A 25266-nucleotide genomic window follows, 5' to 3' on the forward strand; every position below is an offset into this window, starting at 1 on the left:
GGTCTGTTCTCTTGTGGGTTCCGTGGGTGGGGTGTTAGGCAGGCCCGGCAATGAACAGCCGGGCAATCAACGTCGAGATTGAATACCTGCGCGCGGTCGCGGTGCTGTTGGTGATCCTCGCGCACCTTCCGGCGCTCTTTCCGGGCGTGAACTTCTACGGCCAATGGACCGGCGTTGATCTGTTCTTCTGCATTTCCGGCTTTGTGATCAGCCGGGCTTACGAGCAACTGTTCGATCAGAGCATCAGAGACGGCAGATGGTGGGCCGCCGCGAAAGCTTTCTGGGTTCGCCGCATCTTCCGGTTGACGCCCTCGGCCTGGCTCTGGCTTTCAATCACCATCCTCTGTGCGTGGACGTTCAACCAGTCCGGATGGTTCGTGTCGCTCGATCGCGCGGTCACTACCGCACTTTACTTCGTGACGCTGACCACCAATTTCGCGCTCAGCCGCGAGAGCCTGCGCCCCAACGGATATTTCTGGTCACTGACGCTGGAGGACCAGTTCTATTTTCTGTTCCCGATCTTTCTGCTGATCGTTCGCGGCAAGTGGCGCTACTTCGCGCTGCTCGCATTCATCGTCTTGCAGGCGATCCCGGACCGTTCATTGCCGCTCGCGGGACAGCCCTCGCTGCTCTGGGTGACCCGCCTGGATGCGCTGATGTGGGGCATCCTGATCCAGCGCTTCTCCCGATCGGATGTTTACTGGAAGCTCGCGCCGACGATGTTGCGTTACCGAGTGCTTGCGCTGGCTGTCAGTGCCTGCCTGATCTTCGTTCTGATCAAAACACCGGTCGGCTACTTCTATCCCTGGATCGGCTTCCGCATCGAGGCCTTCGTTGCGCTCGCGTCCGCCGGGCTCGTGCTGCTCGCGTCCTACGATCGCGGTTACGCCCTGCCGCTGCCGTGGCCTTTGGACAAGGCCTTCAGATGGATCGGCGAGCGGTCCTATGCGATTTACCTCATCCACCTTCCGGCCTTCGGAATCTGCCAAGAGATTTGGTTTCGCTGGCTCTCGACATGGGGACTGACTGAGCCGCGATACTGGTACGCTATCGGGGCGCCTGTTTTGACCGCAGTGCTGGCCGACCTGAATTTCAGGCTGGTTGAGAATCCGCTCCGGGCTTACGGCGTCAGGCTTTCGAGGCGGATTCTGGGAGCTGATCCGCATCAACTGTCATCTCCTGTATTCGCGCCGCAGAAAATCGCCGGGGGATAAGGCGAGCCGGATGGCCGTACCGGGCGCGCCGACCGCCTGATTCTCCGCAGCCCGGACGCGATGCCGGCTGTGGGCGTTGATTCCCGCCAGAGTCCCACTGTCGCCGGCCCGATGCGAGCGCTACAGCAGCCCGTTCATTCTTATCAGAACGATGACGAGCGAGACGAGCAAGCCTGCGCCGCCAAACAGCGCAACCGAAACCAGCTCATAGGAGTCCGGCCGCCGCGAAACGGATGAAGCAGGGGTCGATCGCTGCTTCCGAGAGGCCTTGGGCATTCGACTGTCCTCGACAAGCGCCGAGGCAATTCTGCCAGAAATCCTCTCGTCGCATCTGCGACAAAGATTCACGCGCGGTGGATAAGCGGCCGGCGCGCGGCCAAAATTCGGCCAACGCACCGGCCGCTTCCGATCGGCTCTAGGCGGCCCGATAGATCGGCGCACCGGCAGGCGAACCGGTGCCACCGCCGTCGACAAAGATCTCCGCGCTCTGAACGTTTGAGGAATCGTCAGAGGCAAGGAACAGCACGGTCTTGGCGACTTCCTCGGCTTCACCGAGCCGTCCGAGCGGGATCGAGCGCGAAATCCGCTGGTCCAGCGCCGCGAATGCTTCGGCGGTCGGAGCCGCGCCGTTCCAGATCGGGGTTTTCGCTGCGCCAGGCGACACCACGTTGACCCTGATGCCGCGCGGCGAAAGTTCCGACGCCATCACGCGCGACATTGCGCGCACACCTGCCTTGGTCGCGGCATAGGCCGAGTAGCCGGGATTGCCGAGCACCGAAATGACCGAGCCGTTGAGGATGATCGATGCGCGGTCGTTCAGATGAGGCACTGCCGACTGCACGGTGAAGAACACCGACGTGAGGTTGGTCCGGATCACCGATTCGAACGCCTCGAGCGTCGTGCCGCCGATCGGCGTATTGCCGGGGATGCCGGCATTGGCGAACACGATGTCGTATTTGCCGAATTTTTCCGCGCCCTTCCTGATCGCAGATTCCGTCGCCGCCACGTCGTTGGTATCGGCCACGAACGCGAGCGCGTTCGGACCTAATATCTGCGCGGCCGCATCCAGCGTCTTCTGATTGCGCCCGGTGATCACCACCTTCGCGCCTTCCGCAACGAACAGTTTTGCGGTCGCAAGACCGATGCCGCTGTTGCCCCCCGTAATCAACGCCGTCTTGTTCGCCAGTCTCACGATCGCCTCCAAGTGGTTGCATTATTAAACGACATTGCCTACGTAGGGCATGTGGTTTAATATTGCAACCACACAAGCGCGTGATCACGCGTGCTACGAAATCGCGGAGGTGCCGATGGTGAAACGAACGAGCCTCGAAGACGCCGGATGCCCGATCGCGCGCTCGCTCGATGCACTCGGCGACTGGTGGTCGCTGCTGATCATCCGGGATGCCCTGCTGGGCAAGCGCCGCTTCGGCGAATTCCAGAAGAACCTGGGGCTCGCCAAGAACATTCTGACCGTCCGGCTGCGCACGCTGGTCGACCGCGGCATTCTCGCGTTGGCCCCCGCCTCCGACGGCAGCGCCTATCAGGAATATGTGCTGACGCCGAAAGGCCGAGGGGTGTTCCCGATCATGGTCGCCTTACGGCAGTGGTCGGAGGAATTCGACGAACGGCCGGACGAGCTTGATACGATCCTCGTCGACCGGGAAAACGGCAAGCCGGTGCGCAAGCTGGAACTGCGCGCGCAGGATGGGCGCTTGCTCAGCCAGACCGACATCGCGATGAAGCCGACGCCGGTGAAGCGTGGCAGACGGTCTGCCGCGTCGCCGTGAACAAAGGGGAAATATCCGCCCGTAAACGCAACCCAAAAGCGGTATTTTACAACTTTTATGATACTAACCAGTAGCGCCTTGGTTTCGCTTCATTATCTGTCGATTTGACAGGGACCGCCTCACCACCCATGTTCGGGTCGCAACGGCCGGCCGCGAGTCTCGCGGGACCGGCCCGTTGTTTTTCGCGTAAGCTATTGGAATGACATGAATATCGTCATTGTGGAGTCGCCGGCGAAAGCCAAGACGATCAACAAATATCTGGGGCCTTCCTACGAGGTCCTGGCGTCGTTCGGCCATGTCCGCGACCTCCCCGCCAAGAACGGATCGGTCGATCCCGAGGCCAATTTCCAGATGATCTGGGAGGTCGATCCGAAGGCCAATAGCCGTCTCAACGACATCGCCAAGGCGCTCAAGGGCGCTGACCGCCTGATCCTCGCCACCGACCCTGATCGCGAGGGCGAAGCGATCTCCTGGCACGTGCTGGAGGTCATGAAGGAGAAGCGCGCGCTCAAGGACCAGAAGATCGAGCGCGTGGTGTTCAATGCCATCACCAAGCAGGCGGTCTCGGAAGCCATGAAGGCGCCGCGGCAGATCGACGGCGCGCTGGTCGACGCCTATATGGCGCGCCGCGCGCTGGACTATCTGGTCGGCTTCACCCTCTCCCCCGTGCTGTGGCGAAAACTGCCGGGCGCGCGCTCGGCCGGCCGCGTGCAGTCGGTCGCGCTGCGGCTGGTGTGCGACCGCGAGCTCGAGATCGAGAAATTCGTCCCCCGGGAATACTGGTCGCTGGTGGCGACCCTGACCACGCCGCGCGGCGATGCGTTCGAGGCGCGTCTCGTCGGCGCCGACGGCAAGAAGATTGCGCGGCTCGACATCGGCTCGGGTGCGGAAGCCGAAGACTTCAAGAAGGCGATCGAGGCCGCCAACTTCACGGTCACGACCGTCGAAGCAAAGCCGGCCCGCCGCAATCCGCAGGCGCCCTTCACCACCTCCACCCTGCAACAGGAAGCCAGCCGCAAGCTCGGCTTTGCGCCGGCGCACACCATGCGGATCGCCCAGCGGCTGTATGAAGGCATCGACATCGGCGGCGAGACCACCGGTCTCATTACTTATATGCGTACCGACGGCGTGCAGATCGACCCGTCCGCGATCACGCAGGCGCGCAAGGTGATCGGCGAGGATTATGGCAACGCTTACGTGCCGGATGCCCCGCGCCAGTACCAGACCAAGGCCAAGAACGCGCAGGAAGCGCACGAAGCGATCCGCCCGACGGACCTGTCGCGCCGCCCCTCCGAGATGCGCCGCAAGCTCGATAACGACCAGGCCCGGCTCTATGAGCTGATCTGGACCCGCACCATCGCGAGCCAGATGGAATCGGCCGAGTTGGAACGCACCACCGTGGATATCGCGGCGAAAGCCGGTTCCCGTGTTCTGGAGCTGCGCGCTTCCGGCCAGGTCGTGAAATTCGACGGCTTCCTTGCGCTCTATCAGGAAGGCCGCGACGACGAGGAGGATGAAGACTCCCGCCGCCTGCCCGCCATGAGCGAAGGCGAAGCGCTGAAGCGTCAGGCGCTGGCCGTCACCCAGCATTTTACCGAGCCGCCGCCGCGCTTTTCGGAAGCTTCGCTGGTCAAGCGGATGGAAGAGCTCGGCATCGGCCGGCCCTCGACCTACGCCTCGATCCTGCAAGTCCTAAAGGATCGCGGCTACGTCAAGCTCGAGAAGAAGCGCCTGCATGGCGAGGACAAGGGCCGCGTCGTGGTCGCGTTCCTGGAAAACTTCTTCGCGCGCTATGTGGAATATGACTTCACCGCTTCGCTGGAAGAGCAGCTCGACCGCATCTCGAACAACGAGATTTCCTGGCAGCAGGTGCTGAAGGATTTTTGGCGCGATTTCATCGGCGCGGTCGACGACATCAAGGATCTGCGCGTCGCCGAGGTGCTCGATGCGCTCGACGATATGCTGGGTCCGCACATCTATCCGCCGCGCGCGGATGGCGGCGACGTCAGGCAGTGCCCGACCTGCGGCACCGGCCGTCTCAACCTCAAGGCCGGCAAGTTCGGCGCCTTTGTCGGCTGCTCGAATTATCCGGAATGCCGCTACACCCGCCCGCTCGCCGCCGACTCGGAGGCCAGCGCCGACCGCGTGCTGGGCAAGGACCCGGAGACCGACCGCGACGTGGTCGTGAAGGCCGGCCGGTTCGGACCCTACATCCAGCTCGGCGAGCAGAAGGATTACGCTGAAGGCGAAAAACCCAAGCGCGCGGGTATTCCGAAGAACATGTCGCCTTCCGACATGGAACTCGAGCTGGCGCTGAAGCTGCTGTCGCTACCGCGCGAGATCGGAAAGCATCCTGAGACCGGCCAGCCGATCACGGCGGGCATCGGCCGCTTCGGCCCGTTCGTGAAGCATGAAAAGACCTATGCCAGCCTGGAAGCCGGCGACGAGGTCTTCGACATCGGCCTCAACCGCGCGGTGACGCTGATCGCGGAGAAAGTCGCAAAAGGTCCGAGCGGCCGCCGCTTCGGCGCCGATCCCGGCAAGCCGCTGGGCGACCATCCGACGCTTGGCGGCGTCGCCGTCAAGAACGGCCGCTATGGCGCCTATGTCACGGCCGGCGGCGTCAACGCCACCATTCCGAGCGACAAGACGCCCGACACCATCACGCTGGCGGAAGCCATCGCCTTGATCGACGAGCGTGCGGCCAAGGGCGGCGGTAAGACCAAGCGCGCGGCCAAGAAGGCTGCGCCGAAGAAGGCCGCCAAGGAAACTGCGAAGGCGGCTACCGCGGCCGAGGGCGACGAGGCCGAGAAAAAGCCGGCCAAGAAGGCCGTCGCCAAGAAAGCCGCAAGCAAGACGAAGTCGGACGCTGCCAGCAAGGCGCGCGCGCCGGTTGCGCCGGCCGCAAAAACGTCAGCGGCAAAGCCTGCGCCTGCGGCGAAAGCGCCGGCGAAGAAAAGCGCCGGCAAGGCACGCGGATAAGTGAAACGGAAGCACGAGACCTTTCCATCCCGTGACGCCATCGTCGCCTATATCCGTGCCCATCCGGGCAAAATCGGCACCAAGGAGATCGCGCGCGAGTTCGGGCTGAAAAATGCCGACCGTGCCGAGTTGAAGCAGATTTTGCGCGATCTTGCCGACGAAGGCACGATCGCAAAGCGCGGTCGCAAGATTCACGAACCGGCGACGTTGCCGCCAACCGTGATGGCCGACATCGTCAGCCGCGATACCGACGGCGAACTGATCGCCTCGCCTACCGAATGGGACGAGGAAGAAAGCGGCACCGCGCCAAAGATCCGCGTCCAGTTTCCCCGCCGGCTACAGGCGGGCACCACCGCCGGCGTCGGCGACCGCGCCCTGCTGAGAATCGAGAAGACGGACGAGACCGACGGCACGCCCTATATCGGGCGGGTCATCAAGATCATCGATCACGCCAGAACCCGCGTGCTCGGCATTTTCCGTGCCCTTCCGCAAGGCGGCGGGCGTCTCATTCCCGTCGACAAGAAACAGGCCGGGCGCGAACTGAATATCGCCCGGAACGACAGCCTCGGCGCGGAGGACGGTGACCTCGTCAGCGTCGATCTCGTGCGCTCGCGCGGCTATGGCCTTGCATCAGGCAAGGTGAAGGAACGGCTCGGATCGCTGGCCACCGAAAAGGCCGTCAGCCTGATCGCGATCCACGCCCACGACATTCCGCAGAATTTTTCACCCTCGGCGCTGCGCGAGGCGGAAGCGGCAAAACCCGCGACGCTGGAAGGGCGCGAGGATTGGCGCAACATCCCGCTCGTCACCATCGATCCGCCCGACGCCAAGGATCACGACGACGCGGTGCATGCCGAGCCTGATTCCGATCCAAACAACAAAGGCGGCTACATCGTTCATGTCGCGATCGCCGATGTCGCCTACTATGTACGGCCCGGCTCGGCGCTCGATCGCGATGCGCTGGTGCGCGGCAACTCGGTGTATTTCCCCGACCGCGTCGTGCCGATGCTGCCGGAGCGCATCTCCAACAATCTCTGCTCGCTGGTGCCGGGCGAGCCGCGCGGCGCGCTCGCCGTGCGCCTCGTGATCGGTAATGACGGCCGCAAGCGCTCGCACAGTTTTCATCGCGTGCTGATGCGCTCGGCCGCCAAACTGGCTTACGCGCAGGCGCAGGCCGCGATCGACGGCAGGCCTGACGACACCACCGGCCCCCTGCTCGATCCGATCCTGAAGCCCCTTTGGACCGCCTATGAGTTGGTCAAAAAGGCGCGAGACGAGCGTGATCCGCTCGACCTCGATCTGCCCGAACGAAAGATCCTTTTGAAGTCCGACGGCACGGTCGATCGCGTGATCGTCCCTGACAGGCTCGACGCGCACAAGCTGATCGAGGAGTTCATGATCCTCGCCAACGTGGCGGCGGCGGAGATGCTCGAGAAAAAGGGCCTGCCGCTGATCTACCGCGTGCACGACGAGCCGACCCAGGAAAAAGTTCACAACCTCCAGGAATTCCTGAAGACGCTCGACATGAACTTCGCCAAGGCCGGCGCGTTGCGGCCGGCGGTGTTCAACCGCGTGCTGGCGCAGGTCAAGGGCGAAGACCACGAACCGCTGGTGAACGAGGTGGTGTTGCGCTCGCAGGCGCAGGCGGAATATTCCGCCGAGAATTACGGCCATTTCGGCCTGAACTTACGGCGCTATGCGCATTTCACCTCGCCGATCCGGCGCTATGCCGATCTCGTCGTGCACCGCGCGCTGATCCGCGCGCTTGGGCTCGGCGACGGCGCGCTGCCGCAGGACGAAACACTGGAACAACTCGCCGAGGTCGCCGCGCAGATATCGATGACCGAGCGCCGCGCCATGAAGGCCGAGCGCGAGACCACCGACCGGCTGATCGCGCATTTCCTCGCCGACAAGATCGGCGCCAGCTTCCAGGGCCGCATCTCCGGCGTCACGCGCGCCGGGCTGTTCGTAAAACTGGAAGATACCGGCGCCGACGGGCTGGTGCCGATCCGCACCCTCGGCACCGAATATTTCAACTATGACGAGACGCGCCACGCGCTGGTCGGCTCGCGCAGCGGTGCCATGCACCGGTTGGGTGACGTCGTCGACGTGCGTCTGGTAGAAGCAGCTCCAGTGGCCGGCGCGCTGCGGTTCGAACTCCTGTCCGAAGGCACGGTCGAGCGGCGCGGCCACAAGCGCGACAGCAAACGCAAGATGCTGCGGTCGGAGCGTGACAGGAAGGCGCGCGCCGACAAGAAGCCACGCAAGAAAGATCGCAAGCCGCCCAAGCCAAGGCGCGGCAAGTCAAAGAAGGGCCAGCCATGGAAAGGGTGAACCCCAAAACAGTCGTCTGGACGCGCGAAACCGGCGCGGTCGAGAAACGCGACCTCTGGACCGCGATGAAGCGCGGCTTTCGCTGCCGCTGCCCGCGCTGCGGCGAGGGAAAACTGTTTCGCGCCTTCCTGAAGGTCGACAACAATTGCTCGGTGTGCGGGCTCGACTTCACCCCGCACCGCGCCGACGATTTGCCCGCCTATCTCGTGATCGTGATCGTCGGCCACATCGTGGTGCCGCTGGCGCTATCGATCGAGACCAATTTTGCGCCGCCGGTCTGGCTACAGCTTGCCATCTATCTGCCACTCACGCTCGTGCTGTCGCTGTTGCTGCTGCAACCGGTCAAGGGCGCGGTGGTCGGCCTGCAATGGGCGCTGCGCATGCACGGCTTTGACGAAAATCCGCCGGACGGCGTCCCGCCGGTATAGGAACAAGATATATAAAAACGGGGATGGAAATGACGGAAGATGCCGCGGTCGCCAAGCAAGAAGTGAAAGAAGAAAAGGAAGCCGACCACCATCCCTATTTCCGGCCGAAGGATGCCGCGACGCTGATCCTGATCGATCGCTCCGGAGAAAAGCCGAAGGTTCTGGTCGGCAAGCGCCACGACAAGGTGGTGTTCATGCCGGGCAAGTACGTCTTCCCGGGCGGCCGCGTCGATACGTCGGACAATCGCGTGCCGGTCGCAGCTCCCATCAGCAAGGAGCTGGAAGCAAACCTGCTCAAGGGCAGCCCGAAGATCACGCCGGGCCGCGCCCGCGCGCTGGCGAACGCCGCGATCCGCGAAGCCTGCGAGGAAACCGGCCTGTGCCTTGGCCGCAAGGTGGAAAAACCGGGCAAGCTCGAAGGAGCCTGGAAGCCGTTTGCCGATGCGGGCCTGTTGCCCGACCCCTCCAGCCTGTTCCTGATCGCGCGTGCGATCACCCCGCCCGGCCGCGTGCGCCGCTTCGATACCCGCTTCTTCACGGCAGATGCTTCCGCCATCGCCCATCGCGTCGAGGGCGTGGTGCATGCCGATGCCGAACTGGTCGAATTGGTCTGGGTCGAAATCGGCTCACAACCGCTGGCGGACGCGCATGCCATGACGAAGAACGTTCTCGCCGAACTCGACCGCCGCCTCGCCACCGGCCCTTTGCGCCATGATGCGCCGGTGCCGTTCTTCCACTTCTACGGCGGCAAGATGCAGAAGGACGTGCTCGGGGCGTAAGTGATGCGCTGCCGCGCGGGCGCGACTGTTCCCTCGCCTTGTCTCGTCTGATCGACAATCCGGCCGAGGTCGTGGTAGCCTGGTCCATCCCTTTCAACCGATCGGTGCAACCCATGTGCATCAATCGTCTGACGCTTCGCGATCGGGCCGCACGATTTGCCGGCATCGCGTTGTTCTTCGCGGCCCTGACAATCCCACTCGCGGCAAGAGCCCAGACGTCCGGTCCGGTCAAACTCGCCATATTCGAGTTCGAGCTCGAGGATTTCAGCGGCGGAAGCGGGATCGTCGAGGAAACGCCTGTTGATACCGCCGAATTGAAGCGCGCGACCAGCGAGGCCCGGCAGTTGATTGCTCAATCCGGTCGCTATGACCTTGTCGATGTCAGCACCGCCGATGCCGACCCCGTCAAGCGACGGTCGCTGCGGAATTGCAACGGCTGCGACGCCGGCATCGCCCTGACGCTTGGCGCGGATCAGTCCCTGACCGGAATCATCAAGCGCATCAGCAGAACCGAATACGCCGTCGGCGTTCAGGTCCGCAGCGCGCGCGACGGCGCGGTGATTTTCAATAAGCAGACGGACCTTCAGATAGGTGCGAACTATTCCTGGAACCGCGGCGTCAACCGGTTGATCCAGAAGACGCTACTGGCCGGTCAGGCCCCGCAATAGGCACCGCCCTCTCCCCGTCATCGCGAGGAAGCCAAGCGACGAAGCAATCCAGCTTTCCGGCTGGGGCAAAGCTGGATTGCTTCGCTTCGCTCGCAATGACGGCGAAAATCCTCCGCACGCCCAATAAATTGCAAAATCCTTCCCGCTTCGCCCCAATGGCGGGACCGCGGTCGCCTCCCTATCTCTTCGCCAACAACATCAACCACGGAAAACGGGGCAATGGAAAAGCGTCAACTCAAACTCGGCGCATTCATGCGGCCGGTCTCGATCCATACCGGCGCATGGCGCTATCCCGGGGCGTGGCCTGACGCCAACTTCAACTTTTCGCGTCTGAAACAACTGATCCGGAAACTCGAGGCCGGAAAATTCGACGCCTTCTTCATGGCCGATCACCTGGCCGTGCTGAACATGCCGGTCAATGCGCTCAAGCGCAGCCACACCGTGACCTCGTTCGAGCCGTTCACGCTGCTGTCGGCACTGGCAGGCGCCACCGAACACATCGGCCTGATCGCGACCGGATCGACCACCTTCGACGAGCCCTATCACGTCGCTCGCCGCTTTGCCTCGCTCGACCATATCTCTGATGGACGCGCCGGCTGGAACATCGTCACCACGTCCAATCCGGATGCCGCGCTGAATTTCGGCCTCGACGATCACATGGAGCACGCCGAGCGCTACAGACGAGCCCGCGAGTTCTACGACGTCGTCACGGGTCTCTGGGATTCCTTCGCCGACGATGCGTTCGTGCGCGACGTCGAGGCGGGCCTGTATTTCGATCCGGCGAAGATGCACGTGCTCAACCACAAGGGCAAATACTTGTCCGTGCGTGGGCCGCTGAATATCGCCCGCCCCGTCCAGGGCTGGCCGGTGATCGTGCAGGCCGGCGCGTCCGACGACGGCAGGCAGCTCGCGGCGGAAACCGCGGAAGCGGTGTTTACCGGCGGCGGCAGCCTCGCCGATGCCCAAAAACTCTATGCCGACATCAAGGGCCGCGCGGAAAAGGCCGGCCGCAACCCCGAGCATCTGAAAATCCTGCCGGGCGCGTTCGTGGTGGTCGGCGACAGCGTCGAGGAAGCCAAAGAGAAGCGCGCAAAGCTCGACAGCATGGTGCACTACGACTCGGCGATCGCCTCGCTGTCGGTGCAGCTCGGCACCGACGCCTCCGGCTTCGATCCGGATGGCCAGTTGCCGCCGATCCCCGAGACCAATGCCAGCAAGAGCGGCCGCCAGCGCCTCGTCGATGTCGCCGCACGCGACAAGCTCACCGTGCGCCAGCTCGCCCAGCGCGTCGGCGGCTATGGCGGGCTCGCCTTTGTCGGCACGCCAAAAACCATCGCCGACCAGATGGAGGAATGGCTGATGAGCCGCGGCAGCGACGGCTTTAACATCATGTTCCCGTTCCTGCCGCAGGGGCTGGATGATTTTGTCGACAAGGTCGTACCGGAGCTGCAACGGCGCGGGATTTTCCGCACCGAATATGAAGGCAAGACACTGCGCGAAAATCTCGGCCTGCCGCGGCCAAAGAACCGCTTCTTCGAGGCCTGACCTTAAAGCCGGAACAATCGATCGGACGTCACGTTGCCCTTCCGGAGTGAGGACAAATCCTGGAGAGCATCGTGACCTATCGCCTCGCAGCCGCGATTGCAGCGGCCTGTCTGATGTCGACTGCTTCGCTGGCGCAGCCGTCCGGCCCGTCGAGCGAAAAGCCGGAGACAAGCTGCACGACCGGCTCGGCCGCGACGTCCGGCCAGGGCGAAGAAAAGACCCACAACTCGATGGATGTTGGCAAGAGCGCCATCCTGCCGGACGCCGGCGGGTCCAACTCGGCGGCGCCGACGGTGCAGAGCGGTGACAAGCCGATGGTCGTCCGCAAGGAATGCCCGCCGGATTCCAGGCCGAGATCATAGCTCCGGCGCGAAAAAAACGCCGGTTTCAGGCTTAATTGGTGGCAATTGAGCCGGTTTTAGCCTCGAAAACCTTGACTTTGGGCTGTCAGACGCTAGGTTGCCGGCCAAATGCGGGCCGATTGGCCGGCTACGGATTCCCTACATTTCGAGGTTTTTACCATGGCCAAAGCGGTCACCATCAAGGTCAAGCTCGTTTCCTCGGCGGACACCGGCTTCTATTACGTCGCCAAGAAGAATTCGCGCACCATGACCGACAAGCTCGTCAAGAAGAAGTACGACCCGGTCGCGCGCAAGCACGTCGAATTCCGCGAAGCCAAGATCAAGTAAGATAGCGGAAATACTACTGACTGCGACGGGGCCTTAGGGCCCCGTTCTTGTTTTGGCGGTCACACTGGCGGGCGTAATACCTTCCGCGCCGAGGCCTACCCTTTCGGTAGTGCACTCCCCCCAAGCCTGCGCGCACAGAGCTAGTCCCGAGGGGCTAGTCAACAAGCTCCGGCGAAAAGACGCATTTCCACCCGCTTCGCCACGATCAATCCAGCGCAACGCAATCCTGGCTGGAGGCGCGCTGGTGGTGGTGGCAAGCCATGATCGAAATCGGCCGACTCACGAACGACCCGCTCACCTGCAATGGGCGGCGTCGCTGCCCGCATTGTACGGCGCTCTCCCGCCTGATTTTTTCGTTTCTCGACCCCCGGCGCGGCAACACCGTTCAGGTGTACCAATGTCTTGGGTGCGGCAAGCGCATTTGGGACGAGATCCCAAAATTGCGCGCGGGGTCGCGATGACCCGTGAAGCGGCGCACCTGACAGCTTCAGCTAGCGGTTTTCGGCCAAGTGGAAGGGAGCACATTCCAGACTTGTCAGGCTGAAATGCGTCTCAAGCCCGAGATGTATGGCCTGACAACTGGCCGGCAATTTATGCCCAATCTCAAAGCCATCTTTCATTAGGAGAGTAAAATCATGCGAACACAACAGAACGGTGTGGTGAAACCCTTCGATGCCAGCCGGCTCGAAGGCGAGGTTCGGGACGCGGTTCAGCAGAGTCAGCCGCGCGTTCAGGCGCTGGATTTCCTGCCGCGGACGGCCCTTGCGCCGCGGGTCCCGGACTATGTCAGCCATCGCGACGACGTCACCGAGATCGGCAAACTCTCGGCTGAGGCGATCGTCAAGGAATATGAGGAGACTGCCAAGGAAATCGAGACGATGGGAGACGTCGTGAGAGAGATGGTGCAGCGCACCGAGCAGCTCACGGCGTCTGCCTCCGCCATGCTCGCGGACATCAAGGCCACGGCGGCGCGCTACCGCAAGGAAGGCAAGCGCATGTTCACCGAGATCGAATCCTGCTCGAGCGCGACCGACGAGGTGCGCCGGCTCTGCGAGTCCTTCCGTGACAAGCTCGCGGCCAGGGAAGCCGAGCCACCGAAATGATCGTGTACCGGGCGGTGCCGTACCTCGTACTTGCGGCGCCGCCCGCCATCATGTTGCTCACCATCCTGATCGGCGGCTGTACGATGACAAGGACCGCCGGCGAGCCTGTCCAACAGGCAGGGTTTTATTCCGACCCAAACAGCAGGGCTGGCGAGGCGCTGGCCCGTGAACTCGACCGGCGCGAAGCGCGCGCGGCGCTGCGCCGCGTCATTGACGAGGTTCAGCCATGATGCGCCGGCCCCCGGCACCCGCAGCGGGATCCGGCGTCCTCTAGCGGTCCGTGTTGTTGTCCACCAGCAACGGCAGGCTCGACGCGCCATACTGATTTTCGAACAGCCCCTGATTCACCGCCCACATCGCTGCCTGGGTGCGATTGCTGGCACCTATCTTTCTCAGGATGGCCTTGACGTGCGCCTTCACGGTCGGCTCTGCGATGTTGAAGAAGCGCGCGACATGCTTGTTGGAATCTCCCCGGACGATCCGCTCCAGTATGGCGACCTCTCGCGACGACAATTGCCTGCCTCCCTGGGGTTCGCTGGCAGGCATCAACAGGATTTCATTCGGGAGCGAAGGCGCCAGCCGCTCCTCGGCCTTGGGCTGGATCTCGAGCGACCACAGGCGTGCATCAATCAGCACGAGCCCTTCATTGATGACCGCCCGAAGCGTGTTGAGGAATGCGTCCGGGCTGACGGAACTGAACAGCGCGGCGCTTGCCCCATCGTCCAGTGCATTGGCGAGCAATTCGGGATTGCTTTCATCGGCCACCGCGACGACGACAGCCAACGGATACTGGTCGCGGATCCTGCTGCAAATCGTCTCTTCGTTCTCACCCAGGCCGACGATGAACAGAGCCGGCCTGTCGCAGGGAACGTCAGCAAGGTTGTTCAATTCGGTTGCACAACCTTGCGGGCTGAAACGTGTATTGGATAGTATTAAGCGCAGGCCTTCGCGGAAAAGGCCGCCTTTTTCCAGGATATAAGTCGGTACAGCAGGCTCACACGACATACTACAGCAGCCGCTCCGATGAATACTTCGCGCATTCTCAAGCGAGCCCCCTCTGCCAAACCCCACCTGAAACATACAGCAACAAAGGTTGCTTGTCTTTACAATGGGATAACTCGCCGGGCCTTGGCAGACAGTCTTGCATCAGCGATGTCCCGGTCGGGACTTCGCGTTATTCCGAAAGCCGGATTCACAAATAGGCCGCTGCACCGCTCGGGACGCCCAGGACGGCACGTAACACTCTGAAATTACGGCGAAAAAAGAGTAGTCCATCCAAGCGCCAGCGCCACGGGCGCAAAATCAGGCAGACCGACCGCGTCGCCCGAACTTACCCACATGGCGTCCCGCTACACCCCTATGGATTAGTTCCTATGAACTAAAGAGCTCGCCGGCGGGCGGGAGCTCCGTTGAGCGGGGCTTCAAGCCGGCCGCAACATCGGCGGCTGACTTGGCCGGATCAGCGCGAAAGCGACCTGGATGATGCCGCCGGCAAGGCCCAGCGCGACGCCGATCCGCCATGCCATCGTATAGGAGCCGAGCGAGTCGTAGATCAGCCCGCCGCCATAGGCGCCGAGGAAGCTTCCGACCTGATGGCTCATGAAGGCGAGGCCCTGGATCATGGCCTGCCACTTCAATCCGAACATTTCGGCGACCGCGCCCGCGACCAGCGGCCCGACCCCCATCCAGAGGAAGCCCATGATCGCGCCGAACAGCAGCGTGGTGGCGGGTGTTGCCGGCAGCATGAAATACCAGGCAAGCGCGATCGAGCGCAGGATGTAGATCATCCCGAGCAGCGCAAGCTTGTTCCAGCGCTGGCCGGCCCAGCCGAAGAACAGGCTGCCGATCACGTTGAAGCCGCCGATCATGCCGAGCGTCTGCGCGCTCAGCATCGGATCGAGGCCGCAGATCTGTAGGTAAGACGGCAGATGCGTGGTGAGGAAGACGAGCTGCATGCCGCAGACGAAATAGGCCAGCGTCATCACCACGAAGGACGCATTCGAAAACGCGATCTTCGTCGCCACAGCCGCCGAGGTGTCCCCGATGTCATCGGCGGACTTGGGCGGCAGTGGAATCCTGTCGACGCGGCCCGCGTACCAGGCCGCCGGAAGCATCGCCACCGAAAGGACTACAAAGCCGGCGAGCCCGATCCGCCAGCCATAGCCTTCGTTGAGCATCTGGCCGATCGGCGCCGACAACAGTGCGCCCAGCGATCCCGCCCCCGAGACGATGCCGAGCACCGTGCTCCGCACCGTGTCGGGCACTGCTCGCGCCGCCACCGACATCGCGATCGCGGCAGCGGTACAGGCGAGCGAGATCCCGATCAGCACGCCGCCACCGATCATCACGCTGAGCATCCCCTGCGCGCTTGCCATCAGCGCAAGGCCCGCAATGTACATCAGCGAGCCGACCAGCATGATCGGGCGAAAGCCGTAGCGAACAGTCATGGCGCCAGCGAGCGGCTGCAAAAACCCCCAGGCAAGGTTTTGCACCGCGAGCGCCAGCGTGAAGTCGGAGACCGATATCCTGATGTCGTGAGTCAGCGGCTGTAGAAATATGCCAAGCGACTGCCGCAGACCCATGCTCAGGGTGAGCATGATGGAGGCGCCGATCAGAATGGGGAGCGTGGGACGCAGGACTTGCAGCAAGGGCATTGTTGTTGTTCTCCCGATTGCCGCACATCGAAAAATTCGACCTGCGCTTTTTGAATATTTAGATTACACAGACCTGTGTAATTGGGCTATGCTGTTGCGTCAAGGCAAACTCATCCCGTTCAGCGCATGGCATCCGTGCAGAAAAAGCCCGATATGAAGGAGCGGATCCTCGAGACCGCCGACAAGCTGTTCTATTTGCAAGGCATTCGCGCCATCGGCGTGGACACGATCGCAGCCGAAGTCGGCATCTCCAAGCGCACGCTCTACAACCACTTTCCTTCCAAGGACGCGCTGATATCGGCCTATCTCGGACGCCGCTTCGTGCAGCCCGGTTCTTCCGACAAGCCGCCCGCCGAGCAAATTCTCGGTACCTTCGACCGGCTGGAGCGCGGCTTTGCCAGCAAGGGTTTTCGCGGCTGCCCGTTCGTCAATGCGGTCGCCGAACTCGGCGCCGAGGACAAGTCCGTCAAGAAGATCGCCGTCGCCTTCAAGGAAAGCCGCAGGCTGTGGTTTCGCGATCTCCTGAACCAGCTTGGCGTCGCCGATCCCGAGGGTCTTGCTACGCAGCTAGCGCTTCTGGTCGACGGTTCGATCGCCCAGAACCTGGTGCGCGACGATCCGGCGATGGCGCGCGCAGCCAGGGAGGCCGCTCGCGTGCTATTGAAGAATGCCGGTGTAACGGTGAGCGGCTGACGCCCTTCCCTGCGGCGGTCCAAAGCTGCTAGTCAGAATCCAAACAGAGTAACCGTATTCCGTCCGGCGGCATTGTCGCGGCGGCACGAGGGAAACGAACATGGAAGACTTGACGGTGACCGCTGCCGGTTACGATTTCAAACCGGCACGAGCAGCTATGCAGCGCTACATCGATAACGACCTGCACTCCGGCATCTCCTGGGCCGTCCTCGCCGGCCGCGATCTCGTCGACGTCAATTGTGTCGGCTGGGCCGACAAGGAAGCGAAAATACCGCTGCGCGCCGATCACATCTTCCGCATTTTCTCCAACACCAAGCTGGTGACCTCCTGCGCGGCCCTGCTGCTGCACGAGGAAGGCAAGCTCGGCCTCGACGATCCGATCGAGAAATTCATCCCGCAGCTTGGAAACCGGAAGGTGTTGCGTTCGGGCGCAACCTCGATCGACGACGTTGAGCCGGCGAAAAGTTCGATCACCATTCGCCAGTTGCTGAGCCACAGCGCGGGGCTCAGCTACGGCGTCTTCGACCCCGGCACCGCCATCTTCAAGGCGCTCAACGAGCGCGGCGTGCACAATCCCAACGCGACGCTGGCGCAGATGGTCGACGTGCTGGCCGACCTGCCGCTGATCTATCATCCCGGCACGTCCTGGGAATATTCGCTCGCGATCGACGTGGTCGCGCGGCTGATTGAAGTCATCAGCGGACAGCGCTTCGACGCCTTCATCAAGGCACGCATCTTCGACCCGCTCGGAATGGTCGATACCGGCTTTGTGGTGCCGGAAAAGGATCAGACCCGCTTCGTTGCGTATTACGCCGGCGCCGACCTGATGGAGCCGATGAAGCCGGGCCTCACCCGCACGGACAACGCACCGTTCCCCGGCGCCTATTTGCGCCCGATCGCGCGGCTCAACGGCGGTGGTGGCCTTGTCTCGACCATGCCCGACATGGTGGCGCTGATTCGCAGCCTGCTGCCCGGCGGTCCGACGCTGCTCAAGCCCGAGACGATCGCGCAGATGATGAGCAACCAACTGCCGGACGGCCAATGGATCCGCTTTGCGCTGCTCGGTGAACAGCCCGGCCGGGCGCATGGACTTGCCGGCGGTCTGATCCTCAAGCCCGGACCGTTCGACCATCCCGACGCAGCCGGCGAGTTCTATTGGGGCGGCGTCGCCGGCACCCAATGGTGGATTTCACTGCGGCACAACATGGCAGGCGTGATGATGGCGCAGCGGCAGATGGCGTTCACCCACCCGTTCGGATTCGAGTTCAAGCGAATGGCGTATGATGCGGTGAAGCAGCGCGGAGAAATGCGAGCGTCCGCATAAAAGCCGTCATCGCCCGCGAAGGCGGGCGATCCAGTATTCCAGAGAAGTCCGTGACTAATCGAGAGGCCGCGGCGTACTGGATTCCCCGCCTTCGCGGGGAATGACGACAAACTATTTCACCCTATGCCGCCGCCGATACCACGCGGTTGCGGCCGTCGCGCTTGGCGCGGTAGAGCGCGGTGTCAGCGCGCTTGAGCACATCGGCGACCGGCTCGCCCTTGCGGTCGAGCGTCGAAAGACCGATCGAGATCGTGACCTCGATGCGACTGGCGCCCTTGTGGACGGCAAAAGGCTCGCTCGCGATCGAGCGGCGCAGCCGTTCGGCGACCATGCCGGCGACATGCAGGTCGGTTTCCGGCATCACGATCACGAATTCCTCGCCGCCATAGCGGCAGGCCAGATCGATGCCGCGGATCGATTTGCGGATGCGCACGGCGAACTCGCGCAGCACGTCGTCGCCGGCATCGTGGCCGTAATTGTCGTTGATCTTCTTGAAGTAGTCGACGTCGAGCAACATCAGCGCGAGCGGCTTGCCGCGGGCGGAAGCCTGCTCGGCCAGCGTCGTCAGATGGCTTTCCATGTAACGGCGGTTATGCAGTCCGGTGAGCGCATCCGTGATCGCCATCTCGATCGAGTTCTGCACATTGTCGCGCAGATGATCGGTGTAGCGGCGTTTCCTGATCTGCGTGCGCGCCCGCGCCAAAAGTTCATTCCTGTCGACGGGACGCAGCAGATAGTCGTTGACGCCGATCTCGAGCCCGCGCAGCAGCCGCGCATTGTTGTCGGCATCGGAAATCGCCAGGATCGGCACCTGCCGCGTGCGTTCCAGCGAGCGCGCCTGGCTGCACAGCCGAAGGCCATCGAAATTGTCGAGGCTGAGCGAGACGATCAGCAGATCGTAATTGCCCTCGGCGGCCTGGAACAGCGCCTGCGCCGGGTCGGTCTCGACATCGACATGGTGTTCGGCCGCCAGCATCGGCGCCAGCCGCTCATAGGACGACGGCCTGTCGTCGACCAGCAGGATGCGGCCGCTCTTGCCGGTGTCATTGACCGCGCTGCGCTCGGGGGCTTCCATGCCGATCTCGAGCGAGGTGATGGCGCGCATGCGCAATTCGTCGGTCATCATCTTCAGCCGCGTCAGCGAACGCACGCGCGCGATCAGGACGACGTCGGAGACGGGTTTGGTGAGAAAATCGTCGGCGCCGGCTTCCAGGCCGCGCACGCGATCGGCCGGGCTGTCGAGCGCGGTGACCATCACGACGGGAATGAAGTGGGTCGCCGGATTGGACTTCAGCCGGCGGCAAACCTCGAAGCCGTCCATGTCGGGCATCATGACGTCGAGCAGGACGATGTCGCATTCGGCGCGCGCGCAAATTTGCAGCGCCTCGGCGCCGTTGCTGGCGGTCAGCACGTCGAAATATTCCGCCGACAGGCGTGCTTCCAATAGCTTTACGTTGGCGGGAATATCATCGACGACCAGAATACGCGCAGACATCGAAACGCAACTCCTACCCGATAAAACGCCTTACCGTTTCGATGAACTTTCCGACCGAAATCGGTTTGGACAAATAAGCTTCGCAGCCGCCTTCCCGAATCCGCTCCTCGTCGCCCTTCATCGCAAAAGCGGTGACGGCGACCACGGGGATGGCGCGCAGCTCCGGATCGTCCTTGATCCAGCGCGTGACTTCGAGACCGGAAACCTGCGGCAACTGGATATCCATCAGCACGAGATCGGGCCGCAGCTTGCGCACGAGGTCGAGCGCCTCGACACCGTTGCTGGTGCCCGAGGTCTGATAGCCGTGCGCTTCCAACAGGTCGCGAAACAGCTTCATGTTGAGCTCGTTGTCCTCCACGATCAGGACGGTTTTAGCCATCCCGTCCCTCCCTCGCCTTAAGGAAACAGGCCCGGACCACGATGCCTCCGCACCGCCGCCGGACTGTCGAAATGTGAATTCAAACTAGCGCCAGATTCGCTCTAACCCGTTAAACCCGAGTACCGTCTTTCTGCGGTGTGGTTTCCACTTGCTTGAACAGTTTTGCGAGACTCGGGCATGATGGTTCGCAAAGTAGAGCCCAGAAGTTAACGGAAAGGCAAATCGTCTGTTGAAAAAGCCTGTTCACAACCCCCGCGAAGTTGCTGAAATCGTTGCGATTCAGGCATTGTCCTTCATCGCTGGCGACCCCGAGCGGCTGGGCCTCTTCCTGGCCGAAACCGGCATCGGGCCGGACACGCTGCGCAAGTCCGCGTCCGATCCCAAGTTCCTCGCCAGCGTGCTGGATTTCGTGATGCGCGATGACGCAACCGTGAAGGCCTTTTCGGACGCTGCAAAGCTGCATCCGACCAATGTGGCGGCCGCCCATCAGGTGCTCTGCGATCCCGCCTGGGAACGCGACGTGCCGTGAGTGCGGCGCTGCCAGCGGTGGACGGTCCGCGCTGCTTTTGCCGGGATTGCCTCGCTGATCTCGATATCAAGGTGAAGCGATGCAGCCATTGCGGCTCCCCTCGCCTTGTCCGCCATCGTGCGCTGCCGCAGCTCACGCTCGCGCACATCGATTGCGACGCGTTCTACGCCACCGTCGAAAAGCGCGACAATCCGGAGCTTGCCGACAAGCCCGTGATCATCGGCGGCGGCAAGCGCGGCGTGGTGTCGGCGGCCTGCTATATCTCGCGCACCTACGGCGTGCGCTCGGCGATGCCGATGTTCAAGGCGCTCGCGCTCTGCCCCCATGCGGCCGTGATCCCGCCGAACATGGCCAAATACGTTCGCGTCGGCCGCGAGGTGCGCCATGCCATGCAGGCGTTGACGCCGCTGGTCGAGCCGCTCTCGATCGACGAGGCCTTCCTCGATCTTGCCGGCACCCAGCGCGTGCACGGCATGATCCCCGCCAAAGTGCTGGCGAAATTTGCTCGCGACGTCGAGCGCAATGTCGGCATCACCGTCTCCGTCGGCCTGTCCTGCAACAAATTTCTGGCAAAGATCGCCTCCGACCTCGACAAGCCCCGCGGCTTTGCCGCGCTCGACCAGGACGAGGCGCGCGAGATGCTGGCGGAAAAGCCGGTCGGGTTCATCTTTGGCGTCGGACCCGCGACGCAGGAAAAGCTGATCCAGCGCGGCTTCCGCATCATCGCCGACCTTCAGCGCGCCGACGAGAACGAACTGATGAAGCAGTTCGGCGGCGAAGGCCGCCGGCTGTGGCGGCTGGCGCGCGGCATCGACGACCGCCTCGTGGTGGCCGACCGCGGCGCCAAGACGATTTCCGCGGAGACTACCTTTGAGACCGACATCCGCGATTTCGCGACCCTCGAAAGGCTGCTGTGGAAGCTGTCGGAAAAGGTTTCGGCACGGCTCAAGAACGGCGAGCTTTCGGGGACGACGATCACGCTCAAGCTGAAGACCGCCGATTTCCGCCAGCGCACGCGTTCGCAATCGATCCAGTCGCCGACCCAATTGGCGGCAAAGATCTTTGCCATCTCCCGTGAACTGCTGGCGAAGGAAATCGACGGCACCGCCTTCCGCCTGATGGGCACCGGCGTCAGCGCGCTCAAGCCGGGCTCGCAAGCTGATGATTCCGACATGCTCGACCGCCGTTCGGCCTATGCCGAACGCGCGATGGATGATCTGCGGAAGAAGTTCGGGAATGCCGCCGTGATCCGCGGGATTTCCTACGAGGGACCGTCGAAGGCGAACGAGGAGTCCGTGCCGGATTAAGCCCCGACCGTCATTGCGAGGAGCGCAGCGACGAAGCAATCCATCTATCCCAGCGTGGCGCTATGGATTGCTTCGCTTCGCTCGCAATGACGGAGGAAAGCGCTCTCGGCCTGCCTGCCCTACTCCCTCACATATTTCTGCACGCGCCAGTTCAGCGTATCCGCGACAAAAATCTCGTCGCGCGGGCTGATCGCGATGTAGTGGGCCTCGCCGTATTTTCCGAGCGTCTTGCCGACGCCGCCGCCTTCGATGATCCCCACGACCTTGCCGTGGAGATCGAGCTTCATGATCTCTCCGGTGTGGCCGTGCGCGAGCCAGATGTGCTGGTCGGTGCCCATGAACAGCCCGCACGGCGGGCCGGGATGCTGCGACTCGCGGATGTAGGTGCCGTCGGCATCGAACACCTGGATGCGCGCGTTGTTGCGGTCGGCGATGTAGAGCAGCCCTTGCGCGTCGAACACCAGCGAGTGCGGCAGATCGAACTCGCCCGGCCCCCTGCCCTTGCCGCCCCAGGTCTTGATGAACGTGCCGTCCTTGTCGAACTTCAGGACGCGCGAGTCGCCCTTGCCGTGCCCCTGAAGCACGAAGATATCGCCTGATGGCCCGACCACGGCTTCGTTGGGTTCGTGGAACAGCCGCAGATGCCGGAACGGGTGCCACTCGCCGGTGTGGCCCTTGACGCCAAGCACCATCTCAATCCGCCCCGACGGATTGAATTTGTAGACGAGATTGGCCGCGACGTCGGTCGCCCAGATGTTGTCCTGGGCGTCGATCCGCAGGCCGTGCGGCCGGTCAAACATGCCGTCGCCGAAGCCGCGGATGAAATGACCATCAGGATCGAATTCCATCAGCGGCATCGGTCCGCGATGGATGACGAAGATGTTGCCCCTGGAATTGAAGGCGACGCCCGCGGTGCCGCCAAAGTTCTTGCCAGGCGGCAATTTGAAGGATTCGGGAACCGCGACGTAGGGAAGCGATGGGACTGCCATTTGCGGGTCCCGCGCCGTCATTTACACGGCTTGGAATCCTTCACATCGAACTTTCCGAGCGCGCCTGAAATCACAAAGTCATTGTAGTCCAGCACCAGCGCCCGCGACACGCCGTTCTCGAACAGCTCGAATGACATTGCATAGACCGGCGTCTGCTCGCCGTCCTTGGCTTGCGCGTCGCGGTCGTAATAGCTCACCGTCACCGGCCAGCGCGTCAGCGCCTTCATCCGGTCGTTGGCAGTGGAGGGATCGGGCGAGGCAATGCTGCGGTCGCCGGGGATCGGCTGGCCGATTACGGACAGCGTGTTGTAGACTTTTTCGCCATTGTCCGAGCCGTCATAGACGGTGAGCTCGAGCAGCGACTTTCCGGCGCGCGCCGCATCGATGATCTTGTGGATCTGCTCGGTCGGGAAAACGATATTGCCTTCGAGGTTGAAGGTCTTTGCCACCGGCTGCTTCAGCTTGACCGTGATGTGGTCGCCGGAGCGCTCGGCCGTGCCGTCGACCGGCGGCGCGTTGGAATCGTTCATCCGCGTATCGATCTTGAAGCGGTAGCTTTTTCCCGCGCCGTCTTCCCACGAGGTCGAGCGCAGGTCGCTCAGCGTCATCTTGCCCTCGCCGCTGTTCAGCTCGGACACCTGGCGAAATTCCGACGTGTAGCCTTCGCAGGCGCTACCGTAAAAATTGTAGAGGATGCGCCCGCGCGCGGCATTGATGGCATTGGCGCCGCGCGATCTGACCAGGCTCAGCTCATACAGCGCCTGATGCGAGAGAAAGGTACCGCTCGCCGCCGCAACGGCTGGTCCGCCCGCAAAGCCCGATCCGACCGCAATGGTGGCAATTGTCAGCAGCAAACCGCGAGAGGCGCGCAGGCGAACCATGTGTTTTCCCTGAATGTGGAAGATTCGTTACAATACTGGCCGCCCTATTGCGCCGCAACTGGGGCGGCTTCACGAAAATGCGTTAATTCATCGTCCAAGGGCCGCTCTCTTCGCAGCCCCGCCCTCGCTTGCATGTAACGTTGCGATGCGCGAAACAATATGCGCTACCTCACATGAACGGTAGCGAAACAGTGAAATTCACATGGGGACGGAACATGGCGGGTACGGTCGAACAAAAACTGACGGAACAGGGCATTTCGCTGCCCGAGCCGCGCGCCGCCATCGCGAATTACGTCGGGTTCGTCCGGTCCGGCAACTTGCTGTTCGTTTCGGGCCAGGTTTGCGCCAATGCCGAAGGCAAGCTGATCGCCAAAGGCAAACTGGGCGCCGGCGTCACCACCGAGCAAGGCTATGAGGCGGCAAAGGGTTGCGCGGTGAATCTGCTGGCGCAGATCAAGGCCGCGCTTGGCGACCTCGACAAGGTCGTGCGCGTGGTCCGGCTCGGCGGCTTCGTCAATTCCGCGCCGGACTTCCTCGACGGGCCCAAGGTGCTGAACGGCGCTTCCGACCTGATGGTTGCGGCCTTCGGCGACAAGGGCCGCCACGCCCGTACCACCGTCGGCGTCGCCTCGCTGCCGGCCGATGCGGCGGTCGAGGTCGAAGGCGTGTTTGAAGTTTCCTGATCCATGCGCGCGCCCGCCTGGCTGACGGCGCGGCCGGTCGCCCATCGCGGCCTGCACGACATTTCGCGCGGCATCGTCGAGAACATGCCGGGCGCGGTGCAGGCGGCGATCGCGGGCAATTTCGCCATTGAGGTCGATATCCAGTTGACATCAGATGGCGAGGCCATGGTGCATCACGACGATGCGCTCGGCCGCCTGACCGAAGGTTCCGGCGCCCTGCTCGAAAAAACGGCGGCGGAGCTGAAGGCGGTCAACTTCAAGAACACGGGCGAGCGCATGATGTCGCTTGGCGACCTCTGCACCCTCGTCGCCGGCCGGGTGCCGTTGGTAGTCGAGGTCAAGAGCCATTTTGACGGCGACCGCAAGCTGGTGCGGCGGATGGCGGAGGTGCTCGCCTCCTATTCCGGCCCGGTCGTCGGCATGTCCTTCGACCCCGACCAGGTGCTGGCGCTGCGCGAAATCGCGCCAAAGCTGCCGCGCGGCATCGTCGCCCAGCGCACCTATGACGACGACTACTGGGCAAAGCTGACGAAAGAACAGCGCGACAGCATGCTCTATCTGCGCCACGGCTTTCGCACCGAGCCGCATTTCGTGGCCTTCTGGGTCAATGAATTGCCCGCGCCGGCGCCGTGGATCGCCCGCAACATTTTTGGCTGCCCGCTGCTGGCCTGGACGGTGCGCACGCCGGAGCAGCGCGAAAAAGCGGCCCGTTACGCCGATCAAATGATTTTTGAGGGCTTTGTACCGGGAACCTGATCCGCGCCCGCCGGCCTTGAAGTCGCCTGTGCAATGCACGATCTTGG

26 protein-coding genes are annotated in these 25266 nt (G+C 62.9%); 18 read left to right on the forward strand and 8 right to left on the reverse strand.

Features of this window, described 5'->3' with window-relative positions; translation table 11 throughout:
• Nucleotides 1-50: 50 nt before the first annotated feature.
• A complete protein-coding gene (locus JQ628_RS25960; RefSeq protein WP_212226832.1) occupies nt 51-1214 on the forward strand; it encodes an acyltransferase family protein in 1164 nt (387 codons plus the stop codon).
• 120 nt (nt 1215-1334) lie between these two features.
• On the opposite strand, the gene JQ628_RS25965 is transcribed toward JQ628_RS25960, so the two are convergent.
• Together JQ628_RS25965 and JQ628_RS25970 are read right to left on the reverse strand one after the other, a co-directional pair.
• Complete coding sequence (locus JQ628_RS25965) at nt 1335-1490, reverse strand: hypothetical protein (protein ID WP_212226833.1); 156 nt, start codon at nt 1488-1490, stop codon at nt 1335-1337.
• 139 nt (nt 1491-1629) lie between these two features.
• Nucleotides 1630-2406 (reverse strand): SDR family oxidoreductase, encoded by a 777-nt coding sequence (locus tag JQ628_RS25970; RefSeq protein WP_212226834.1) that lies wholly within the window; start codon nt 2404-2406, stop codon nt 1630-1632.
• A 115-nt stretch (nt 2407-2521) separates the two neighbouring features.
• Between JQ628_RS25970 and JQ628_RS25975 the strand changes: the two genes are divergently transcribed.
• From JQ628_RS25975 to JQ628_RS26025, 11 genes are all read left to right on the forward strand, one after another.
• Nucleotides 2522-3001: a winged helix-turn-helix transcriptional regulator gene (locus JQ628_RS25975; RefSeq protein WP_212226835.1), complete on the forward strand. Its 480-nt coding sequence runs from the start codon at nt 2522-2524 to the stop codon at nt 2999-3001.
• A 204-nt stretch (nt 3002-3205) separates the two neighbouring features.
• Nucleotides 3206-5983 (forward strand): type I DNA topoisomerase, encoded by a 2778-nt coding sequence (gene topA / locus JQ628_RS25980; RefSeq protein WP_212226836.1) that lies wholly within the window; start codon nt 3206-3208, stop codon nt 5981-5983.
• A complete protein-coding gene (gene rnr / locus JQ628_RS25985; protein ID WP_212226837.1) occupies nt 5984-8317 on the forward strand; it encodes a ribonuclease R in 2334 nt (777 codons plus the stop codon).
• Complete coding sequence (locus tag JQ628_RS25990; protein ID WP_212226838.1) at nt 8305-8745, forward strand: DUF983 domain-containing protein; 441 nt, start codon at nt 8305-8307, stop codon at nt 8743-8745. Before rnr ends, JQ628_RS25990 begins: the two co-directional genes overlap by 13 nt.
• A gap of 29 nt (nt 8746-8774) precedes the next feature.
• Nucleotides 8775-9524: an NUDIX hydrolase gene (locus JQ628_RS25995; protein ID WP_212226840.1), complete on the forward strand. Its 750-nt coding sequence runs from the start codon at nt 8775-8777 to the stop codon at nt 9522-9524.
• Between the two features lie 38 nt (nt 9525-9562).
• Nucleotides 9563-10192 (forward strand): DUF3280 domain-containing protein, encoded by a 630-nt coding sequence (locus JQ628_RS26000; protein ID WP_249128434.1) that lies wholly within the window; start codon nt 9563-9565, stop codon nt 10190-10192.
• A 219-nt stretch (nt 10193-10411) separates the two neighbouring features.
• Nucleotides 10412-11737, forward strand: a complete 1326-nt coding sequence (locus JQ628_RS26005; RefSeq protein ID WP_212226841.1) for an LLM class flavin-dependent oxidoreductase — start codon at nt 10412-10414, stop codon at nt 11735-11737.
• Between the two features lie 71 nt (nt 11738-11808).
• Nucleotides 11809-12099 carry a hypothetical protein gene (locus JQ628_RS26010; RefSeq protein ID WP_212226843.1) on the forward strand — a complete coding sequence of 97 codons (291 nt, stop codon included), beginning with the start codon at nt 11809-11811 and terminating at the stop codon, nt 12097-12099.
• A gap of 159 nt (nt 12100-12258) precedes the next feature.
• Nucleotides 12259-12426 carry a 50S ribosomal protein L33 gene (rpmG, locus tag JQ628_RS26015; RefSeq protein WP_007603295.1) on the forward strand — a complete coding sequence of 56 codons (168 nt, stop codon included), beginning with the start codon at nt 12259-12261 and terminating at the stop codon, nt 12424-12426.
• Between the two features lie 635 nt (nt 12427-13061).
• Nucleotides 13062-13529, forward strand: a complete 468-nt coding sequence (locus tag JQ628_RS26020; protein WP_212226845.1) for a hypothetical protein — start codon at nt 13062-13064, stop codon at nt 13527-13529.
• The gene (locus JQ628_RS26025; protein WP_212226847.1) at nt 13526-13759 is read left to right on the forward strand and encodes a hypothetical protein; all 234 of its coding nucleotides are present in this window, start codon (nt 13526-13528) and stop codon (nt 13757-13759) included. The genes JQ628_RS26020 and JQ628_RS26025 overlap by 4 nt, the downstream gene beginning before the upstream one ends.
• A gap of 40 nt (nt 13760-13799) precedes the next feature.
• Here JQ628_RS26025 and JQ628_RS26030 read toward each other — a convergent pair whose 3' ends face one another.
• Both JQ628_RS26030 and JQ628_RS26035 read right to left on the reverse strand, forming a co-directional pair.
• Nucleotides 13800-14534 carry a response regulator transcription factor gene (locus tag JQ628_RS26030; protein ID WP_212226849.1) on the reverse strand — a complete coding sequence of 245 codons (735 nt, stop codon included), beginning with the start codon at nt 14532-14534 and terminating at the stop codon, nt 13800-13802.
• A gap of 416 nt (nt 14535-14950) precedes the next feature.
• Nucleotides 14951-16183, reverse strand: coding sequence for an MFS transporter (locus JQ628_RS26035; protein WP_212226851.1), 1233 nt, complete (start codon nt 16181-16183; stop codon nt 14951-14953).
• Between the two features lie 153 nt (nt 16184-16336).
• On the opposite strand from JQ628_RS26035, the gene JQ628_RS26040 reads away from it, so the two are divergent.
• Nucleotides 16337-16876 carry a TetR/AcrR family transcriptional regulator gene (locus tag JQ628_RS26040; protein WP_212226853.1) on the forward strand — a complete coding sequence of 180 codons (540 nt, stop codon included), beginning with the start codon at nt 16337-16339 and terminating at the stop codon, nt 16874-16876.
• Between the two features lie 100 nt (nt 16877-16976).
• Entirely contained in the window at nt 16977-18200 is a 1224-nt protein-coding gene (locus tag JQ628_RS26045; RefSeq protein WP_249128436.1) for a serine hydrolase domain-containing protein, read from the forward strand.
• Nucleotides 18201-18321: 121 nt separating this feature from the next.
• On the opposite strand, the gene JQ628_RS26050 is transcribed toward JQ628_RS26045, so the two are convergent.
• Nucleotides 18322-19695, reverse strand: coding sequence for a PleD family two-component system response regulator (locus tag JQ628_RS26050; RefSeq protein ID WP_212226856.1), 1374 nt, complete (start codon nt 19693-19695; stop codon nt 18322-18324).
• Nucleotides 19696-19708: 13 nt separating this feature from the next.
• A complete protein-coding gene (locus JQ628_RS26055; RefSeq protein ID WP_212226858.1) occupies nt 19709-20074 on the reverse strand; it encodes a response regulator in 366 nt (121 codons plus the stop codon).
• Nucleotides 20075-20303: 229 nt separating this feature from the next.
• On the opposite strand from JQ628_RS26055, the gene JQ628_RS26060 reads away from it, so the two are divergent.
• Together JQ628_RS26060 and JQ628_RS26065 are read left to right on the forward strand one after the other, a co-directional pair.
• Entirely contained in the window at nt 20304-20603 is a 300-nt protein-coding gene (locus JQ628_RS26060; RefSeq protein ID WP_212226859.1) for a DUF3572 domain-containing protein, read from the forward strand.
• Nucleotides 20600-21910, forward strand: a complete 1311-nt coding sequence (locus JQ628_RS26065; RefSeq protein ID WP_349628126.1) for a DNA polymerase IV — start codon at nt 20600-20602, stop codon at nt 21908-21910. Before JQ628_RS26060 ends, JQ628_RS26065 begins: the two co-directional genes overlap by 4 nt.
• A gap of 119 nt (nt 21911-22029) precedes the next feature.
• Here JQ628_RS26065 and JQ628_RS26070 read toward each other — a convergent pair whose 3' ends face one another.
• Together JQ628_RS26070 and JQ628_RS26075 are read right to left on the reverse strand one after the other, a co-directional pair.
• Complete coding sequence (locus JQ628_RS26070) at nt 22030-22899, reverse strand: peptidyl-alpha-hydroxyglycine alpha-amidating lyase family protein (protein ID WP_212226861.1); 870 nt, start codon at nt 22897-22899, stop codon at nt 22030-22032.
• A gap of 17 nt (nt 22900-22916) precedes the next feature.
• On the reverse strand, nt 22917-23780 hold the full coding sequence (locus JQ628_RS26075; protein ID WP_212226863.1) for a cell envelope integrity EipB family protein: 864 nt from the start codon (nt 23778-23780) through the stop codon (nt 22917-22919).
• Between the two features lie 215 nt (nt 23781-23995).
• On the opposite strand from JQ628_RS26075, the gene JQ628_RS26080 reads away from it, so the two are divergent.
• Together JQ628_RS26080 and JQ628_RS26085 are read left to right on the forward strand one after the other, a co-directional pair.
• On the forward strand, nt 23996-24463 hold the full coding sequence (locus JQ628_RS26080; protein ID WP_212226866.1) for a RidA family protein: 468 nt from the start codon (nt 23996-23998) through the stop codon (nt 24461-24463).
• A gap of 3 nt (nt 24464-24466) precedes the next feature.
• Nucleotides 24467-25219 carry a glycerophosphodiester phosphodiesterase gene (locus tag JQ628_RS26085; RefSeq protein WP_212226870.1) on the forward strand — a complete coding sequence of 251 codons (753 nt, stop codon included), beginning with the start codon at nt 24467-24469 and terminating at the stop codon, nt 25217-25219.
• The last annotated feature ends 47 nt before the right edge of the window (nt 25220-25266 follow it).

The sequence above is a fragment of the Bradyrhizobium lablabi genome (genome assembly GCF_018129385.1).
GTDB classification, from domain to species: Bacteria; Pseudomonadota; Alphaproteobacteria; order Rhizobiales; family Xanthobacteraceae; genus Bradyrhizobium; species Bradyrhizobium lablabi_C.

Excerpts from the sequence above, each read along its gene's own strand:
- JQ628_RS25995 (WP_212226840.1), top strand. The coding sequence starts at position 8,775 with ATGACGGAAGATGCCGCGGTCGCCAAGCAAGAAGTGAAAGAAGAAAAG.
- topA (WP_212226836.1), top strand. The coding sequence starts at position 3,206 with ATGAATATCGTCATTGTGGAGTCGCCGGCGAAAGCCAAGACGATCAAC.
- JQ628_RS26050 (WP_212226856.1), bottom strand. The coding sequence starts at position 19,695 with ATGTCTGCGCGTATTCTGGTCGTCGATGATATTCCCGCCAACGTAAAG.
- JQ628_RS26045 (WP_249128436.1), top strand. The coding sequence starts at position 16,977 with ATGGAAGACTTGACGGTGACCGCTGCCGGTTACGATTTCAAACCGGCA.
- JQ628_RS26020 (WP_212226845.1), top strand. The coding sequence starts at position 13,062 with ATGCGAACACAACAGAACGGTGTGGTGAAACCCTTCGATGCCAGCCGG.
- JQ628_RS26035 (WP_212226851.1), bottom strand. The coding sequence starts at position 16,183 with ATGCCCTTGCTGCAAGTCCTGCGTCCCACGCTCCCCATTCTGATCGGC.
- JQ628_RS26070 (WP_212226861.1), bottom strand. The coding sequence starts at position 22,899 with ATGGCAGTCCCATCGCTTCCCTACGTCGCGGTTCCCGAATCCTTCAAA.
- JQ628_RS25975 (WP_212226835.1), top strand. The coding sequence starts at position 2,522 with ATGGTGAAACGAACGAGCCTCGAAGACGCCGGATGCCCGATCGCGCGC.
- JQ628_RS26040 (WP_212226853.1), top strand. The coding sequence starts at position 16,337 with ATGAAGGAGCGGATCCTCGAGACCGCCGACAAGCTGTTCTATTTGCAA.
- JQ628_RS25990 (WP_212226838.1), top strand. The coding sequence starts at position 8,305 with ATGGAAAGGGTGAACCCCAAAACAGTCGTCTGGACGCGCGAAACCGGC.
- JQ628_RS26005 (WP_212226841.1), top strand. The coding sequence starts at position 10,412 with ATGGAAAAGCGTCAACTCAAACTCGGCGCATTCATGCGGCCGGTCTCG.
- JQ628_RS26030 (WP_212226849.1), bottom strand. The coding sequence starts at position 14,534 with ATGTCGTGTGAGCCTGCTGTACCGACTTATATCCTGGAAAAAGGCGGC.
- JQ628_RS26080 (WP_212226866.1), top strand. The coding sequence starts at position 23,996 with ATGGCGGGTACGGTCGAACAAAAACTGACGGAACAGGGCATTTCGCTG.
- JQ628_RS26025 (WP_212226847.1), top strand. The coding sequence starts at position 13,526 with ATGATCGTGTACCGGGCGGTGCCGTACCTCGTACTTGCGGCGCCGCCC.
- JQ628_RS26075 (WP_212226863.1), bottom strand. The coding sequence starts at position 23,780 with ATGGTTCGCCTGCGCGCCTCTCGCGGTTTGCTGCTGACAATTGCCACC.
- JQ628_RS26085 (WP_212226870.1), top strand. The coding sequence starts at position 24,467 with ATGCGCGCGCCCGCCTGGCTGACGGCGCGGCCGGTCGCCCATCGCGGC.
- rpmG (WP_007603295.1), top strand. The coding sequence starts at position 12,259 with ATGGCCAAAGCGGTCACCATCAAGGTCAAGCTCGTTTCCTCGGCGGAC.
- JQ628_RS25965 (WP_212226833.1), bottom strand. The coding sequence starts at position 1,490 with ATGCCCAAGGCCTCTCGGAAGCAGCGATCGACCCCTGCTTCATCCGTT.
- JQ628_RS25960 (WP_212226832.1), top strand. The coding sequence starts at position 51 with ATGAACAGCCGGGCAATCAACGTCGAGATTGAATACCTGCGCGCGGTC.
- JQ628_RS26055 (WP_212226858.1), bottom strand. The coding sequence starts at position 20,074 with ATGGCTAAAACCGTCCTGATCGTGGAGGACAACGAGCTCAACATGAAG.